At 70.8% G+C, this 17,567-nt stretch carries 12 protein-coding genes; 7 read left to right on the forward strand and 5 right to left on the reverse strand.

The window, feature by feature from the left end:
* The 3 genes from ABZ646_RS20510 to ABZ646_RS20520 all read left to right on the forward strand — a co-directional run.
* Positions 1-274, forward strand: a 274-nt coding sequence (locus ABZ646_RS20510; RefSeq protein WP_360520537.1) for a CBS domain-containing protein, incomplete at its 5' end; no start/stop codon positions are given.
* Positions 271-1,566 (forward strand): divalent metal cation transporter, encoded by a 1,296-nt coding sequence (locus ABZ646_RS20515; RefSeq protein WP_360520540.1) that lies wholly within the window; start codon positions 271-273, stop codon positions 1,564-1,566. The genes ABZ646_RS20510 and ABZ646_RS20515, both read left to right, overlap by 4 nt.
* 136 nt (positions 1,567-1,702) lie before the next feature.
* Positions 1,703-2,926 (forward strand): MFS transporter, encoded by a 1,224-nt coding sequence (locus tag ABZ646_RS20520; protein ID WP_360520544.1) that lies wholly within the window; start codon positions 1,703-1,705, stop codon positions 2,924-2,926.
* 100 nt (positions 2,927-3,026) lie between these two features.
* On the opposite strand, the gene ABZ646_RS20525 is transcribed toward ABZ646_RS20520, so the two are convergent.
* Positions 3,027-4,094, reverse strand: a complete 1,068-nt coding sequence (locus ABZ646_RS20525) for a S8 family peptidase (protein WP_360520547.1) — start codon at positions 4,092-4,094, stop codon at positions 3,027-3,029.
* 380 nt (positions 4,095-4,474) lie between these two features.
* Here ABZ646_RS20525 and ABZ646_RS20530 point away from each other — a divergent pair, with 380 nt between their 5' ends.
* From ABZ646_RS20530 to ABZ646_RS20545, 4 genes are all read left to right on the forward strand, one after another.
* Positions 4,475-5,005, forward strand: coding sequence for a sialidase family protein (locus ABZ646_RS20530; protein ID WP_360520550.1), 531 nt, complete (start codon positions 4,475-4,477; stop codon positions 5,003-5,005).
* Between the two features lie 78 nt (positions 5,006-5,083).
* Positions 5,084-6,031: a hypothetical protein gene (locus ABZ646_RS20535; RefSeq protein WP_360520553.1), complete on the forward strand. Its 948-nt coding sequence runs from the start codon at positions 5,084-5,086 to the stop codon at positions 6,029-6,031.
* 28 nt (positions 6,032-6,059) lie between these two features.
* Positions 6,060-7,967 (forward strand): DNA primase, encoded by a 1,908-nt coding sequence (dnaG, locus tag ABZ646_RS20540; protein ID WP_360520556.1) that lies wholly within the window; start codon positions 6,060-6,062, stop codon positions 7,965-7,967.
* 104 nt (positions 7,968-8,071) lie between these two features.
* Complete coding sequence (locus ABZ646_RS20545; protein WP_360520559.1) at positions 8,072-9,376, forward strand: RNA polymerase sigma factor; 1,305 nt, start codon at positions 8,072-8,074, stop codon at positions 9,374-9,376.
* Positions 9,377-9,437: 61 nt separating this feature from the next.
* Here ABZ646_RS20545 and ABZ646_RS20550 read toward each other — a convergent pair whose 3' ends face one another.
* The 4 genes from ABZ646_RS20550 to acnA all read right to left on the reverse strand — a co-directional run.
* On the reverse strand, positions 9,438-11,366 hold the full coding sequence (locus ABZ646_RS20550; RefSeq protein WP_360520562.1) for an ABC transporter ATP-binding protein: 1,929 nt from the start codon (positions 11,364-11,366) through the stop codon (positions 9,438-9,440).
* Positions 11,366-13,099, reverse strand: coding sequence for an ABC transporter ATP-binding protein (locus ABZ646_RS20555; protein ID WP_360520565.1), 1,734 nt, complete (start codon positions 13,097-13,099; stop codon positions 11,366-11,368). Before ABZ646_RS20555 ends, ABZ646_RS20550 begins: the two co-directional genes overlap by 1 nt.
* 144 nt (positions 13,100-13,243) lie before the next feature.
* A complete protein-coding gene (locus ABZ646_RS20560) occupies positions 13,244-14,698 on the reverse strand; it encodes an FGGY family carbohydrate kinase (protein WP_360520568.1) in 1,455 nt (484 codons plus the stop codon).
* A gap of 715 nt (positions 14,699-15,413) precedes the next feature.
* The coding region (gene acnA, locus ABZ646_RS20565; protein WP_360520571.1) for an aconitate hydratase AcnA at positions 15,414-17,567 on the reverse strand (2,154 nt) is incomplete at its 5' end.

Raw genomic sequence — 17,567 nt, forward strand, 5'->3', positions numbered from 1 at the left:
GTGCGACCTCGCGCTGTTCGACCTGGCGGTGGCCGAGGACGGCACCCAGATCGCCGACCTCGTCACCTGGCGTGCGCAGTTCGGACCGCCGGACACCGTGCAGGCCGGCACCTCCCTGCCGGAGGCCGCCGACCAGCTGGTCGCCGCCCGCGCCTCCTCACTCCTGGTGGTCGACGACAGCGGCCGCCCGATCGGCCGGATCCTGGCCGACGACCTGCTCGACGCGATTCTGCCCGAACGCGGGCGTCTGCACTTCCGGAGGTTCCTGCAGTGACCCGCGACCTCGACACCGCCACCACCGCGACTCCGCAGGCCCCCTCGCCCGCGCGCCGCACCGGCTGGCGCCGCATCACCATGGTCGCGGCGATCGCGGGCCCCGGCCTGGTCGCCGCCAACGCCGGCAACGACGCCGCCGGGATCGCCACGTACGCCTCCGCGGGCTCCCAGTTCACCTACGGCACCCTGTTCTTCATGGTGCTCGTCACCATCGCCCTGGTGATGGTGCAGGAGATGGCCGTCCGCCTCGGCGCCCACACCGGCAAGGGCCTGGGCGCGCTGATCCGCGAACAGTTCAGCCTTCGCCTCACGGCCCTCGCTGTCTTCTGCCTGCTGCTGGCCAACACCGGCCTGGTCGTCTCCGAGTTCGCGGGCATCGGCGCAGCGTTCGAACTTCTCGGTGTACCCAAGTGGGCGGTGATCCCGCCCGCCGCGATCCTGCTCTGGGCCCTGGTGCTCTTCGGCTCGTACCACTGGGCCGAACGCATCTTCCTCATCATGTCGTTGGCGTTCTTCGCCTACCCGATCGCGATGATCCTCGGCCACCCCGACTGGGCCGATGTCGGCCACCACCTGATCGTCCCGCACATGGAGCCGGACAAGAGCTTCATGCTGCTGGCGGTCGCCCTGATCGGTACGACGGTCAGCCCGTACATGCAGTTCTACGCCGCAGCAGGCGTCGTCGACCGCGGTGCCAAGCCCGCCGACTATCCGCTGATCCGAGCCGACGCCGTCCTCGGTGCGGTGTTCGCGTGCGTCATCAGCCTGACCATCATCATCGCCACGGCCTCCGTCATCGGCGGCAGCGGCCCGCTGGACTCCGCCGCCCAGGCCGCCGAGGCCCTCAAGCCGGTCGCCGGCCAGAACGCCGAACTCCTCTTCGCGTTCGGCCTGATCGGCGCCTCCGCGCTGGCCGGTGCGGTCGTGCCGCTCTCCGCCAGCTACGCCGTGGGCGAGGCCGCCGGGGTGGAACGCTCGGTGTCCCGCAGCTTCCGCGACGCCCCGCTGTTCCTGGGCCTGTTCACCGCCCAGATCGTGCTCGGCGCCGCGGTGGCGATGACCCCGGTCGACGTCATCCAACTGCTCATCGGCACCCAGGTCCTCCAGGGCCTGATCAGCCCCGTTGTCCTCGTGTACCTCCTGGTCCTGACCAACCGCCGCTCGGTCCTGGGGGAAGCCGCCAACAGCCCGCGCTATCGCGTCGCCGCGACCGTCGTGGTCGGAGGTGTCGGGGCCATGTCCACGATCCTGCTCGTCCAGACGGTCCTGGGCTGGTTCGGCCTCGGCTGACCGACGGCCCTGCCTTGCCGGCAGGTGCCGGCGAATCATTGTTAATCATGACGTTGATGACGTACTTGACGTTCTTGTGCGAGATGCTGCGTCCGGCAGAGGACGGGGCGGAGTTCTTCGCGGAGGTGCTGTGGGCGTGAACCGACCGATGCCCGAGGCTCGGGGCCCGCGGGAGCCGGCGGCGCGGCGTATGGGGCCGTGGCGGTTCGTGGTGTGGTTCGGCACGATCAGTCTGCTCGCGGATGTCGTGTACGAGGGCGCCCGCTCGATCACCGGCCCGCTGCTGGCCTCGCTGGGAGCGTCTTCCCTCGTCGTCGGGGTGGTCACCGGGGCCGGGGAGTCGGCGGCGCTGGTGCTGCGGCTGGTCTCCGGTCCCTTGGCGGACCGGACGCGTCGCTTCTGGGGCCTGGCGATCGGCGGGTACGCCCTGACGGTCGTCTCGGTGCCGCTGCTCGGCGTGCCCGGGGTGCTGTGGGCCGCCTGCGTCCTGGTGATCGCCGAACGGGTGGGCAAGGCGGTGCGCTCGCCCGCGAAGGACACGCTCCTCTCGCACGCCACCGCGGCCACGGGACGAGGACGCGGCTTCGCCGTCCATGAGGCGCTGGACCAGATCGGGGCCATCGCCGGCCCGCTGCTGGTGGCGGGTGTGCTCGCGCTGACCGGCGGCGACTACGGCCCCGCGCTCGGTGTTCTCGCCGTCCCGGGCATCGCCGTACTGCTGCTGCTGTTCCGGCTCCGGGCCCGGATGCCGGACCCGGAAGCCTACGAGCGCGAGACGACGGCTTCGGCACTGACGGCACCGGACGCGCGGGTCGGGCGTCTGCCGAGGGTCTTCTGGACGTACGCCGCCTTCACCGCGGCCACCACGACCGGGTTCGCCACCTTCGGCGTGCTCTCCTACCACCTGGTCCAGCGGCACCTGCTGACCACCGCCTGGGTTCCGGTGCTGTACGCGGCGGCGATGGCGGTGGACGCTGTCGCGGCGCTGGCCACGGGCTGGCTGTACGACCGGTACGGCCCACGGGTGCTGGTCGCCCTGCCCGTTCTCACGGCGGGAGTGGCGGCGCTGGCGTTCACCGACAGGGTCGCGGTAGCGGTGACCGGGTCGCTGGTATGGGGCGCGGCCCTGGGGATCCAGGAGTCCACGCTGCGCGCCACCGTCGCCGACCTGGTGCCCAGCGGACGCCGGGCCACCGCCTACGGGCTGTTCGCGGGCGTGGTCGGTGCGGCGAGCCTGGCCGGTGGCGCGTTGACCGGTGGCCTGTACGGCTACTCGATCCCGGTACTGATCACGGTCGTCGTCGCCGTCCAGGTGCTGGCTCTGGTGCTGCTGGCCGTCACCCGAGTCGATCGGCGCTGAGACACCGGCGGGGCTCGTCACCGGTGCGTGCCGCTTGCCGGGGCGCAGGGCGACCAACTGTGTACGGCCGGCCGCGCGTCCGGCGCGGACGGCCGAGTCGTCAGAGGCCGCCGGTGTTGAGCAGCCGATCGGGTGTGTCGGAGCGGATGCCGCGCAGGATGCCGGGGGTGGCCGTGTGGTCCAGCCAGACGTGGACCTGGTGGGCCGTGGCGTGCGGGTGGGCCGACAGGTACAGCGCGATCACGCCGGTCGCGTGCGGGGCGGCCCAGGACGTGGCGCCGTCGTTCTCCGTGGTCGTGCCGCCGCCGGCCAGGGCGGCGGTCACCTTCTGGCCGGGGGCGTACAGGTCCACGCATCGCCCGTAGCCCGATCCGTAGGAGCCGCCGTCGCTCCATGGGCGGTCGTCGGGGGTGGAGGCCGCGACGACGATCGTGCCGGGGACGCCGGCCGGGGAGTGTGTGCATGCGTCGTCGTGGAAGTTGCCGGCCGACACCACCGTCGGGATCCCGGCGTCGACCATCTTCTTCACGGCGGAATCCAGGGCCGCCGAACGGTGGTCGAGGTTGAGCGACATGTTCACCACCGCGGGTCTCCGGGCATGGGCGGTGACCCACTTCACCGACTTCACCAGGGCTGCCTCGGCCGCTGCCGGGGAGCCGCCGCCCTCGCTCTCGCACAGGACGCCCTGGACCCGTACGAGTTCCGCCTCGGGCGCCACTCCGTACGTGGCCCCGCCGATGATGCCCGCGACGAACGTGCCGTGTCCGGTTCCCGCCTCGCTGAAGCAGTCACCGGAGTCCCCGGGGCCCACGAAGTCGGCGCCGAGCCGGGCGCGTCCACCGAACTCCTTGTGGCCGATGTCCAGCCCGGTGTCGATCACGTAGACGTGTACGCCGTTGCCCGTGGCGGTGGTGGTGAGCCTCCCGTTCAGGGGCCGCGAGCGCTGGTCCAGAACGTCCAGGTTCCATGGCACGCGCCTGCTGATGGACGGCGCCGCGGCCTGCGCGACACCGGACGACGTCCCCACGGTGGAGGGCGGCACGGACTGCCTCGACCCGTGCGCGGGGATCGTCCCGCCGCTTCCGCCGGAGGCCGCGCCGGCTTCCCGGCCACAGGCCGAGGCGGCGAGCGCCGCCGCCATGGTCACCACCATGAGACCGGTCTTCATCGCGTTCTGCTTCACAACGTCCCCCGCCGTCCTGCTTCGCACGCAGTCAGCGCACAAGACGACGATAAGGGGCGGGCGGTTCCGGCAGGGTCGTGCGGAGGCAGCCGGTCACCATCGCTCGCATACCGTTCCGCGTCCGCCAGGAGCGGGTCAAGCGCGGGTCAATTCCCCGTGATTCGTGCGGTGTTGCACCAAAAGGGGTTGACATGGCCATGCTGAACTCAGCAGAGTGTCGGCGTCCTTCAGCACGTCCTGCACGATGTTCGGTTCGGCCGGGCTCCGCCCGCTCCTCTGGCGCGGACGTGTACGAGGCGTGCGCCCGCCCCCGCTCTGCGACGGCGCGATGCCGGACGTGCCCCTGCTCCGAAAGGGAACGGATCATGTCCCTTGCGTCACTGCTCCACCGCCTGGCGAGACCCGGCCTGGTGACGGCGGCCCTCGCGGCCGGCGCGCTCGCCCTGACCACGACCTCCGCGACCGCGGCTCCGGCCCTGACCCAGATCAGCGCCGACCCCTACACCAACGCCACCAGCCAGCACGCCACCGAGGTCGAACCGGACACCTTCTCCTACGGCTCGACGATCGTCTCCGCCTTCCAGGTCGGCCGGTTCACCGACGGCGGCGGCTCGAACGTGGGCTTCGCGACCTCCAAGGACGGCGGCGCCACCTGGACCAGGGGGTTCCTGCCGGGGATCACCACCCAGGCGGGCGGCACCTTCCAGAGAGTCAGTGACGCGTCGGTGACCTACGACGCGAAGCACAACGTCTGGCTGATCTCCTCCATCCCCATCACCTCGTCCGTCACCGTGCCCGAGGTGTACACCAGCCGCTCGACCGACGGCGGTCTGACCTGGAGCAACCCCGTCGTCACCGCGACCGGTTCGAGCCTCGACAAGAACTGGATCGTCTGAGACAACACCGCCACGAGCGCGTTCTACGGCAACTGCTACACCGAGTACGACAACAACGGCGACAGCGACCGCATCAAGATGACCACCTCCTCCGACGGAGGACTCACCTGGGGCACCTCGAAGAACACCGGCAACAACGCCACCGGCCTCGGCGGACAGCCGGTCGTGCAGCCGAACGGCACCGTCGTGGTCCCGATCGCCAACGCCTCGGAGACCGCGATCCGGGCCTTCACCTCCACCAACGGGGGCAGCTCCTGGACCAGCGCCACCACCGTGGCCACCGTCAGCTCCTTCACCGTGGGCGGCAGCCTGCGCAGCGGCCCGCTGCCCTCCGCCGAGATCGACTCTGCCGGGAAGGTGTACGTGGTCTGGCAGGACTGCCGGTTCCGCGCGAGCGGGGGCTCCTGCACCTCCAACGACATCGTCATGGCGACGACCACCAACGGCACCGCCTGGTCGTCGGTGACCCGCATCCCGATCGACGCGACGACGAGCACCGTCGACCACTTCATCCCCGGCCTCGCGGTCGACCCGTCCACCTCGGGCAGCACGGCGCACCTGGCGCTGACGTACTACTACCACCCGGTCGCCAACTGCACCGCGTCCACCTGCCAGTTGGACGTCGGGTACGTCTCCTCGACCGATGGCGGCAGCACCTGGACGACGCCGACCCAGCTGGCCGGTCCGATGTCCCACTCCTGGCTGGCGAGCACCACGCAGGGCACCATGGTCGGCGACTACATCTCGACGTCGTTCTCCGGCGGCACGGCGCACCCCGTGTTCGCCGTGGCCTCCGCCGCCACCGGGTCGTCCTTCAACGAGGCGATGTACACACCGGCGGCGGGCCTCACCGCGGCCGCCGGCACCGCCGCCGGCACCACCGCCACAGCCCGCGACAACGCCTGTGCCGTTGGAATCGCTCGCCTAGCCGTCTGCCGGGATCTGTCGTTCCACGGGTGCGGGTGGTGCGTGGTTGCTCGCGCAGTTCCCCGCGCCCCTGACGGGGCGCTGCACGTGCCCCGGTGATGTCGGACCGTCCCCGTAGAATTCACCCGTGGCTGGACGGATCAATGACGAGGATGTGAAGGCGGTTCGGGACGCGGTTCCGATCGACGCCGTTGTGTCCGAGTACCTCCAGCTGCGCAACGCGGGCGGCGGGAACCTGAAGGGGCTGTGCCCGTTCCACGACGAGAAGTCGCCGTCCTTCCAGGTCAGCCCGAGCAAGGGACTCTTCCACTGCTTCGGCTGCCAGGAGGGCGGCGACACCATCACCTTCGTGATGAAGGTGGACCACCTCTCCTTCTCGGAGGCGGTCGAGCGGCTGGCCGGCCTCGCCGGGATCACCCTGCGCTACGAGGAGGGCGGGTACAACCCGTCCCACCAGCGCGGCGAGCGGATCCGGCTGGTCGAGGCGCACAAGATCGCCGCCGTCTGGTACGCGGAGCAGCTCGCCACCAGCCCCGAGGCCGAGACCGGCCGGGTCTTCCTCGCCGAGCGCGGCTTCGACCAGGCCGCCGCCGTGCACTTCGGCGTCGGCTACAGCCCCCAGGGCTGGGACCACCTGACCCGCTACCTGCGCGGCCAGGGCTTCACCGACAAGGAGCTGCTGCTGTCCGGGCTGACCCAGGAGGGGCGGCGCGGGCCCATCGACCGGTTCCGCGGCCGCCTCATGTGGCCGATCCGGGACATCGGCGGTGAGGTCGTCGGCTTCGGCGCCCGCAAGCTCTACGAGGCCGACACCGGCCCCAAGTACCTCAACACGCCCGACACCGCGATCTACAAGAAGTCCCAGGTCCTGTACGGCATCGACCTCGCCAAGCAGCACATCGCGAAAGCCAGCCGCGCGGTCGTGGTCGAGGGCTACACCGACGTCATGGCCTGCCACCTGGCCGGGGTGACGACGGCCATCGCCACCTGCGGCACCGCCTTCGGCGGCGAGCACATCAAGATCCTGCGCCGGCTGCTGATGGACAACGGCAGCGCCCGCGTGATCTTCACCTTCGACGGCGACGCGGCCGGCCAGAAGGCGGCCCTGCGCGCCTTCGAGGACGACCAGAAGTTCGCCGCCGAGACGTACATCGCGATCGCCCCCGACGGCATGGACCCCTGCGAGCTGCGGCTCGCCAAGGGCGACGAGGCGGTCGCCGACCTGGTCGAACCCCGCACCCCGCTCTTCGAGTTCGCGCTCCGCCAGCTGGTGGGCCGGTACGACCTGGACACCCCCGCGGGCCGTGCCGCGGCCCTCGACGAGGCCGCCCCGATCGTCGCCCGGATCAAGAACAGCGGCGCCCAGCACGAGGTCGCCGTCGAACTCGCCGGCATGCTCGGCATCCTCGACACCCAGTTCGTGGTGAAGCGGGTGGCCCAGCTGGCACGCTGGGCCCGGGACAAGGGCGGCCGAGGAGGCTCCGCCCCGGGCCGCGGCCCGCAGCAGCCGTCGTACGACACCGCCGCGCGCCCCGCGGTCTCCGGCCCCGCCCTCAACCTCCGCAACGCCGTCTACGCCACCGAGCGCGAGCTGCTGAAGCTCGCCCTGCAACGCCCGGAACTGGTCTCCCCGGCGTTCGACGCGTACGGCGTCGACGAGTTCACCGCCGCCCCCTACGCGGCCGTACGGCAGGCCATCATGGAGGCGGGCGGCGTCGAGAACGGCGTCCACGACCCCCAGGAGTACCTGGTCCGGGTCCGGGAGACCGCCCCCGACGACGCCGTCCGCGCCATGGTCACCGAACTCGCCGTCGAGGCGATCATGCGCCGCACGGTCGACGAGAACTACGCGGGCGAGCAGCTCGTGACCGTCCGCCGCCGGGCCGTCGACCGTCGTATCCACGAGATCCAGATCACCCTCACCCGCCTCGGCAGTGGCGGCGACCCGGCGCAACTCGCGGCCGTGCAGAACGAGTTGTGGGTCCTCCAGCAGTACGGGCAGGCACTGCGCGAACACGGCCCGGCCGCTCTCTGAGCCGAGGCGGCCCGGCGGGATGACCGTGCGGTCACGGACCGGACGCAAAAAGTCACCGCACGCCCCTCGTGGCGGCGATGTGTCTTACCCCACACTGGGGTGCGGTGCCTGAGTCCTCGGAGCGCGGCCGACCCGTCCCGGACGGGTCCCACACCCCCGCCGTTCCACTCATCGAGTACGGGACGGACAGCGGCGAGGCCGTCGTCTCCGCCCCCGAAGTACCGCTGCCGCACCCCCTGGCAGCGATCATCCTGGAGGTCGCCCCCGTGCAGACCCAGACCCTGACCCAGACGGACAGCAGCACGCGCCCGGACGAACCGGCAGCCGACACCGACGTCCGTGCGGGCGTACCGCCGCAGAGCCGCATCGCGCTGCACCCCGAGACGGACCCGGAGGGCCCGCCCCCGGAGGAACTCACGGCCGAGGCCGGCGAGGAGGAGGCCGAACCCGAGCCGTCCCCCGCGCAGGCGCGCGCCGCCGCCCGCGCCGACACCGGCGGCCCCTCCTCCGACCTGTTCCGCCAGTACCTGCGGGAGATCGGCCGGATCCCGCTGCTCACCGCCGCCGAGGAGGTCGAACTCGCCCGCCGCGTCGAGGCCGGGCTGTTCGCCGAGGAGAAGCTCAGCGGCGCGCCCGACCTCGACAGCGAGCTGGCGCTGGACCTGGACCGGCTGGTCGTGATGGGCCGGATGGCCAAGCGCCGCCTCATCGAGGCGAACCTGCGGCTCGTCGTGTCCGTGGCCAAGCGGTACGTCGGCCGCGGCCTCACCATGCTGGACCTGGTCCAGGAGGGGAACCTCGGTCTCATCCGCGCCGTCGAGAAGTTCGACTACGCCCGCGGCTACAAGTTCTCCACCTACGCGACCTGGTGGATCCGGCAGGCCATGTCCCGCGCCCTCGCCGACCAGGCCCGCACGATACGCGTCCCGGTGCACGTGGTGGAGCTGATCAACCGGGTGGTGCGCGTCCAGCGCCGGATGCTCCAGGAACGGGGGTACGAGCCGACGGCGGAGGAGGTCGCCGCGCATCTGGAGCTGGCGCCGGAGCGGGTGGGGGAGGTGCTGCGGCTGGCGCAGGAACCGGTGTCGCTGCACGCGCCGGTGGGCGAGGAGGACGACGTCGCCCTCGGGGACCTCATCGAGGACGGGGACGCGGCGAGTCCGGTGGAGTCGGCGGCGTTCCTGCTGTTGCGCGAGCACCTGGAGGCGGTGCTGTCGACGCTGGGGGAGCGGGAGCGGAAGGTCGTGCAGCTGCGGTACGGGCTGGCCGACGGGAGGCCGCGGACGCTGGAGGAGATCGGGCGGATCTTCGGGGTGACGCGGGAGCGGATCCGGCAGATCGAGTCGAAGACGCTGAACAAGCTGCGGGACCACGCGTTCGCGGACCAGCTTCGGGGTTACCTGGACTGACGCCGGGCGCGGGCGGGGGAGGTTCACTCGCCCGCCCGCGCCCACAGCGCACCGCACCCGCTCAGTCCACCTCGGCCACCGCCTGCGCGAACTGCGCCTTGTACAGCCGCGCGTACGCCCCGTCCGCCGCCAGCAGGTCGGTGTGCGCGCCCTGTTCCACGATCGACCCGTTCTCCATCACCAGGATGGTGTCCGCGTCCCGGATCGTCGACAGGCGGTGGGCGATCACGAACGACGTGCGGCCGTGCGCCAGTTTGGCCATCGCCTTCTGGATCAGCACCTCGGTGCGGGTGTCGACCGACGACGTCGCCTCGTCGAGGACGAGGATCGTCGGATCGGACAGGAACGCCCGCGCGATGGTGATGAGCTGCTTCTCGCCGGCGCTGACACCGGTGCCCTCGTCGTCGATCACGGTGTCGTAGCCGTCGGGGAGGGTGCGCACGAACCGGTCCGCGTGGGCCGCCCGCGCCGCCTCCTCGATCTCGCCCCGCGTGACCTCACGGGACGCGCCGTACGCGATGTTCTCCGCGATCGTGCCGCCGAACAGCCAGGTGTCCTGGAGCACCATGCCGATCCCGGTCCGGAGTTCGTCCCGGGACATGTGGGTGATGTCGACGCCGTCGAGGGTGATCCGGCCGCCGGAGACGTCGTAGAACCGCATCAGCAGGTTCACCAGCGTGGTCTTGCCGGCGCCGGTCGGGCCGACGATCGCGACCGTGTGCCCGGGTTCGACCGTCAGGGACAGGTCCTCGATGAGCGGCTTCTCGGGGTCGTAGCGGAAGGAGACGTGCTCCAGCGCCACCCGCCCGCGCAGCTCCGCGGGACGCTCGCCCGGCACCGGGTCGGCCTTCTGCTCCTCCGCGTCGAGGAGTTCGAAGATCCGCTCCGCCGACGCGACCCCGGACTGCACCAGGTTGGCCATGGAGGCGACCTGGGTCAGCGGCATGGAGAACTGCCGGGAGTACTGGATGAACGCCTGGACGTCACCGATGGACAGCGCGCCGGACGCGACGCGCAGGCCGCCGACGACGGCGACGAGCACGTAGTTCAGGTTCGACACGAACATCATCAGCGGCTGCATCACACCGCTGTTGAACTGCGCCTTGAACCCGGCCTCGTACAGCGCGTCGTTCTGCTCGGCGAACTGCTGCGCCGACTCCTCCTGACGGCCGAAGACCTTCACCAGGGTGTGCCCGGTGTACATCTCCTCGACGTGCGCGTTCAGTTTGCCGGTGGAGCGCCACTGCTGGACGAAGTGCGGCTGGGAACGCTTGCCGATGCGGGTGGCGACCAGGAAGGACAGCGGCACCGTCGCCAGCGCGACCAGGGCCAGCAGCCAGGACACCCAGAACATCACCGCGAGCACGCCGACGATGGTCAGCACCGAGTTGATGAGCTGGCCCATCGACTGCTGGAGGGTCTGGCCGATGTTGTCGATGTCGTTGGTCGCCCGGGACAGCACCTCGCCGCGCTGGCGCTTGTCGAAGTACGACAGCGGCAGCCGGGACAGCTTCGTCTGGACGTCCTCACGCAGCCGGTACATCGTGCGGTTGACGGACCGGTTGACGAGTCGGGTCGCCACCGCCATCAGCAGGCCCGCGACGACGTACGTACAGAGGGCGAAGAGCAGGACGTCGCCGACCTGGCCGAAGTCGATGCCCTTGCCCGGGGTGAAGTCGGTGCTCTTCAGCATGTCGGCGACGGTGCCCTGGCCCCGTTCGCGCATGCCCGCGAGAACCTGGTCCTTGGTGGCCCCGGCCGGCATCTGCTTGCCGATGACCCCGGCGAACACCAGGTCGGTGGCCTTGCCGAGGATCTTGGGACCGATCACGTTGAGGGTGACGCTGGCGACCACGCAGACCAGCAGCAGGTAGATCGTGAGCCGTTCGGGTTTGAACCGGGCGACCAGCCGTTTGCCCGAGTTCTTGAAGTCCATCGACCGCTGGTCGGGGCCGCCCCCGGCCATCATGCGTCCCATGGGCCCGGCCATCAGGCAGCCTCCGCTTCCGTCAGCTGGGAGAGCACGATCTCCCGGTAGGTCTCGTTGCCTGCCATGAGTTCGTGGTGGCGGCCGGTGCCGACGACCCGTCCCTCGTCGAGGACGACGATCCGGTCGGCGTCCCTGATGGTCGCCACCCGCTGGGCGACGATGACGACGGTCGCCTGGGCCGTCTCGTGGGCGAGCGCGGCGCGCAGGGCGGCGTCGGTCGCGTAGTCGAGGGCGGAGAAGGAGTCGTCGAAGAGGTAGATCTCCGGGCGCTGCACGAGCGTACGGGCGATGGCGAGCCGCTGCCGCTGACCGCCCGAGACGTTCGTACCGCCCTGCGCGATGGGCGCGTTCAGCCCGCCCTCCAGCTTCTCGACGAACCCCTTGGCCTGCGCCACCTCCAGCGCGTACCAGAGCTCCTCGTCGGTGGCGTCCGGGTTGCCGTAGCGCAGGTTGGTCGCCACGGTCCCGGCGAACAGGTAGGGCTTCTGCGGGACCAGGCCGACCGTCTTCGCGAGCAGCTTCGGGTCGAGTTCCGAGACGCTCTCCCCGTCCACGAGGACAGCGCCGTCCGTGGCGTCGAAGAGGCGGGAGACGAGCCCCAGCAGGGTGGACTTGCCGCTGCCGGTGGAACCGATCACGGCGGTCACCTCGCCGGGCCTGGCCACCAGGTCGACGGCCTTGAGGACCGGCTCCTCGGCACCCGGATAGCAGAAGCCCGCGCCGCGGATCTCCAGATGGCCGTGCCGGCGCAGTTCGGTGACCGGGGCGAGCGGCGGGACGACGCTGGACTCGGTGTCCAGGACCTCCTCGATGCGCTCGGCGCAGACCTCCGCGCGCGGCACCATCATGAACATGAAGGTGGCCATCATCACGGACATCACGATCTGCATCAGGTAGGCGAGGAACGCGGTCAGGTCACCGATCGCCATCTGGCCGCTGTCGATCCGGTGGGCGCCGAACCACACCACCGCGATCGACGAGACGTTCACCGTCGTCATGACGATCGGGAACATCAGCGCCAGCATGTTGCCGGTGGCCAGCTGCATCTCGGTCAGGTCCTTGTTGGCCTTCCCGAACCGGCCCTGCTCGTACTCGTCGCGGACGAACGCGCGGATCACCCGGTTGCCGGTGATCTGCTCGCGCAGCACCCGGTTCACCGTGTCGAGACGCACCTGCATCGCCCGGAACAGCGGCCGCAGCCGGCGCACGATCAGGGTCACCGAGATGCCCAGCACGGGTACGACCGCCACCAGTACCCCGGACAGCGGCGCGTCCAGCCCGAGGGCGAGCACGATGCCGCCGACGCACATGATGGGCGCCGACACCATCAGCGTGAACGTCATCAGGACCAGCATCTGGACCTGCTGTACGTCGTTGGTCGTACGGGTGATGAGCGAGGGCGCCCCGAAGTGACCCACCTCACGCGAGGAGAAGGACTGCACCCGGTCGAAGACGGCGGCCCGCACGTCCCGGCCGAGCGCCGAAGCGGTCCTCGCGCCGTAGTAGACGGCACCGATGTTGCACACCACCTGGGCCAGCGAGATGCCGATCATCAGCGCGCCGAAGGACAGGATGTAATCCGTGTCACCCTTCACGACGCCGTTGTCGATGATGTGCGCGTTGAGCGTGGGCAGGTAGAGAGTGGCGCAGGTCTGCAGGAACTGCAGCAGCACCAGGATGGAGATGGGTTTCCTGTAGGGCCTGAGATAGGTCCGCAGAAGTCGTATGAGCACGCTACGTCTCTCGGAGTCGGCGGTGGGGGCGGGGTCGCGCCTGCCCGGACGGACGGGATCGCTTGCCCTAGGCCCCTATCGTCCGACACTCCACCCGCGTTACCTCAACCGATTAACCCGACAGCGTATCCGCCCTTCGCCCGGTTACGACCGGAACGCCCCGGGATGGGTCTGCTCCCGCACGGACACGTACTGCTGCCGCACCGCCTGTCCCACCGCCAGTTCGTCACCCGGCTCCAGCACCTGGGCGGTGGCGCCCTGCCACACCGGCGGGGTCCGCGGGTCCAGGGCGCCCTGCGACACCCCCAGCGCCCAGGCCGCCTGCCGTGCCGCCCCGATCGCCGCGTAGTCCGCCGGCTGCGGTACGACGACCTGCGCACCGAACAGCATCGGCGCCGCCGCCTGCACGGCCGGCAGCTCGGCGGCCGGCCCCAGCAGGAAGACCCGCCGCACCTCCACCCCGCGCCCGCGCAGCACGTCGAGCGCGTCGGCCAGCCCGCACAGCATCCCCTCGAAGGAGGCCCGCGCGAGATGCTCGGCCTTCATCGACTCCCGGCGTAGCCCGGCCAGCGTCCCCGCGGTGTGCGGCAGGTTCGGCGTCCGCTCGCCCTCCAGGTACGGCAGCATGACCAGTCCGTGCGAGCCGGGCGTCGACTTCATCGCCAGGTCGGAGAGGCTCTCCAGATCGGTCAGCCCGAGCAGTTCGGCGGTCCCGCGCAGGGCCCGCACGGCGTTGAGGGTGGTCACCACCGGCAGGTGCATACCGGTGGCGTCGGCGAGCGACGTGATCATCCCGGAGGGGTCGGCGAGCGCCTCCGGATGCACGGCCATGACCGACCCCGAGGCCCCCAGCGACACCACGGCGTCCCCGAAACCGAGCCCGAGCCCGAACGCGGCGGCCATGGTCTCGCCGGTCCCCGCGGAGATCAGCAGCCCCTCAGGCGTCGTACCGGCCGCGTCGGAGGGGCCGATCACCTCGGGCAGCATGGCCTGGTGGCCGAGGGCGAGTTCGACGAGGTCGGGCCGGTACCCGCCGGTGGCAGCCGACCAGTAACCGGTCCCGGAGGCGCCCCCGCGATCGGTGGTCCTCCTGACCGGCCGCCCCAGCAACTGCCAGACCAGCCAGTCGTGCGCCTGGAGCAGTACGGCGGTACGCCGGGCGTTCTCCGGCTCGCTCTTGGCCAGCCAGCGCAGCTTGGTCACCGGCTGGGCCGCCTGCGGCACGCAGCCCACCGCCTGCGCCCAGGCCTCCCGCCCGCCGAGCGCGTCGATGAGATCGGCCGCGGCGACCTGGGCGCGCTTGTCGCCGCCGACCATCGCGGGGCGGACGGTGTTGCCCTGGGCGTCGAGCGGGACCAGCGCGTTCTGCTGCGCGGACACGCCGATGGCCTGCACGCCCTCCAGGAGACCGCCGCCGGCCGCCTCCCCGAGGGACAGCAGCCAGGCCTGCGGGTCGACGTCACTGGGGCGCGCCGCGCCGTCCGGCGTGTCGACGGGATGCGGTGCGTATCCCTGCCGGAGCACCGCACCGGTGTCCGTGTCGCAGACCACGATGCGAGTGAAATCGGGTGAGCTGTCCAACCCGGCGACTATCCCCATGCCCGAAATTCTGCCGCACGCGCCACTGTGGTTCGGCCGACGGGCGCCGTTCGGGTGTCGGCCGCGCGCCGACCGCGCGCCGGGTGCGAGGCCGACCGTCGCCGGGTCCAGCCGGTCCCGCCACGCCCGTAGCGCAGCACCGAGTTGACTCATGCACACCATCCTCCCGCACACCCCCGACCCGCTGGGTGGTACGCGCCTGGATCTCAGTGCCGTCCCGTGTACGAGCGCCGCCGACGTCGTCACCCTGCCAACGCCGTCGAACTGGGCAAGCGCGTCGGCACGGCGTCCTGACGCCATGAGGATGCGAAGGGTCGGCCAAGGGCCCACGGTTCGGTGGACCGTTGTCGGTCCGGCTCAGGCAAAGGACCACCTCTTCGACCGTGCGCGTTCGGAGGCGGTCAGGCTTGTCGGGCGGGCGGACCGCTCAGCAGAAGCGGAAGAGGCACGGCGGTGCCGGCGTCGCGATCGACCTCGCCCGCATCGACGCCCACCTCACCAACGCCCCACGAGCCCACACCGGCAGCAGCCGCTTCGCACGACTTCGCCCCGCCGACCAGAACTCGGTCGACGGGGCGAAACGATCAGGACCCCGGGTTGGCCAACAGCGCCCTGGTACCAGGTGCCCGTGGTCGCAGGCGCGTCTTCGGCGCCGACGAGCGCGAGCGCCCCGCACCCCGCGAGATGCAGGGGCAGGGCGCTCGTTCACGTCAGCTCAAGAAGCGACAAGCTGGCGCAGCACGTACTGCATGATGCCGCCGTTGCGGTAGTAGTCGGCCTCACCGGGGGTGTCGATCCGGACGACCGCGTCGAACTCGACGCCCGTGTCGGTGGTGACCTTGACCGTGCGCGGGGTGGTGCCGTTGTTGAGCTCCTCGACGCCGGTGAAGGAGAAGGTCTCCTCGCCGGTCAGGCCGAGGGACCCGGCGCTGGCGCCCTCCGGGAACTGCAGCGGCAGGACGCCCATGCCGATGAGGTTCGAGCGGTGGATGCGCTCGTACGACTCGGCGATGACGGCCTTGACGCCGAGCAGCGCGGTGCCCTTGGCGGCCCAGTCGCGGGACGAGCCGGAGCCGTACTCCTTGCCGGCCAGGACGACCAGCGGGATGCCCTGCTCGATGTAGTTGCGCGAGGCGTCGTAGATGAACGACACCGGCGCGTCCGCCTGGGTGAAGTCGCGGGTGTAGCCGCCCTCGGTGCCCGGCGCGATCTGGTTGCGCAGGCGGATGTTGGCGAACGTGCCGCGGATCATGACCTCGTGGTTGCCTCGGCGGGAGCCGTAGGAGTTGAAGTCACGACGCTCCACACCGTGCTCGGTGAGGTACTTGCCGGCCGGGGTGTCGGCCTTGATGGCACCGGCGGGCGAGATGTGGTCGGTGGTGACCGAGTCGCCCAGCTTGGCGAGGACGCGGGCGCCGGAGATGTCGGTGACCGGGGCCGGCTCGTGCTGCATGCCCTCGAAGTACGGGGGCTTGCGGACGTAGGTCGACTCGGCGTCCCACTCGAAGGTGTCGCCGGTCGGGACCGGGAGCGACTGCCACTGGGCGTCACCGGCGAAGACGTCGGCGTAGGACTTGTTGAACATGTCCTCGCCGATCGCGTTGGCGACGACGTCGTTGACCTCGGCCTCGGTCGGCCAGATGTCGGCCAGGTAGACCGGCTTGCCGTCCTGGTCGGTGCCGAGGGCGTCCTTGGTGATGTCCACCTTCATGGAGCCGGCGAGGGCGTACGCGACGACCAGCGGCGGGGAGGCCAGGTAGTTCATCTTGACGTCGGGGTTGATACGGCCCTCGAAGTTCCGGTTGCCGGAGAGGACCGCGGTGACCGCGAGGTCGTGGTCGTTGACGGCCTTGGAGACCTCCTCCGGCAGCGGGCCGGAGTTGCCGATGCAGGTGGTGCAGCCGTAACCGACCAGGTTGAAGCCGACCTTGTCGAGGTAGGGGGTCAGGCCCGCCTTGTCGAAGTAGTCGGTGACGACCTTGGAACCCGGGGCGAGGGTGGTCTTGACCCAGGGCTTGCGGGTCAGGCCCTTCTCGACCGCCTTCTTGGCCACCAGGGCGGCGGCGACCATGACGTACGGGTTGGAGGTGTTGGTGCAGGAGGTGATCGCGGCGACGGTGACGGCGCCGTGGTCGATCTCGTACGTGGTGCCGTCGGGGGCGGTCACGGTGACCGGGTTGGACGGGGCGCCGTTGGGCGCGACGGCCGGGGCGTCGGAGGCCGGGAAGGACTCCTTGCCGGACTCGTCCACGCTGTCGACGTAGTTGAGGACGTCCGACTTGAACTGCTGGGCGGCGTTGGCGAGGACGATACGGTCCTGCGGGCGCTTCGGGCCGGCGATGGAGGGGACGACCGTGGAGAGGTCCAGCTCCAGCTTCTCGGAGAAGTCGGGCTCGGCCTGCGGGTCCAGCCAGAGGCCCTGCTCCTTGGCGTACGCCTCGACGAGCGCGACCTGCTGGTTGCTGCGGCCGGTCAGACGCAGGTAGTTCAGGGTCTCGTCGTCGATCGGGAAGATCGCGGCGGTGGAGCCGAACTCCGGCGACATGTTGCCGATGGTGGCGCGGTTGGCGAGGGAGGTGGCGGCCACGCCCTCGCCGTAGAACTCGACGAACTTGCCGACCACACCGTGCTTGCGGAGCATCTCGGTGATGGTGAGCACGAGGTCCGTGGCGGTCGTGCCCGGCTTGAGCTCACCGGTCAGCTTGAAGCCGACGACGCGCGGGATGAGCATGGAGACCGGCTGGCCGAGCATGGCGGCCTCGGCCTCGATGCCGCCGACGCCCCAGCCGAGCACGCCGAGGCCGTTGACCATGGTGGTGTGCGAGTCGGTGCCGACCAGGGTGTCCGGGTAGGCCTGGCCGCCCCGGAC

It is taken from the genome of Streptomyces sp. NPDC007162 (assembly GCF_040634175.1).
GTDB lineage: Bacteria > Actinomycetota > Actinomycetes > Streptomycetales > Streptomycetaceae > Streptomyces.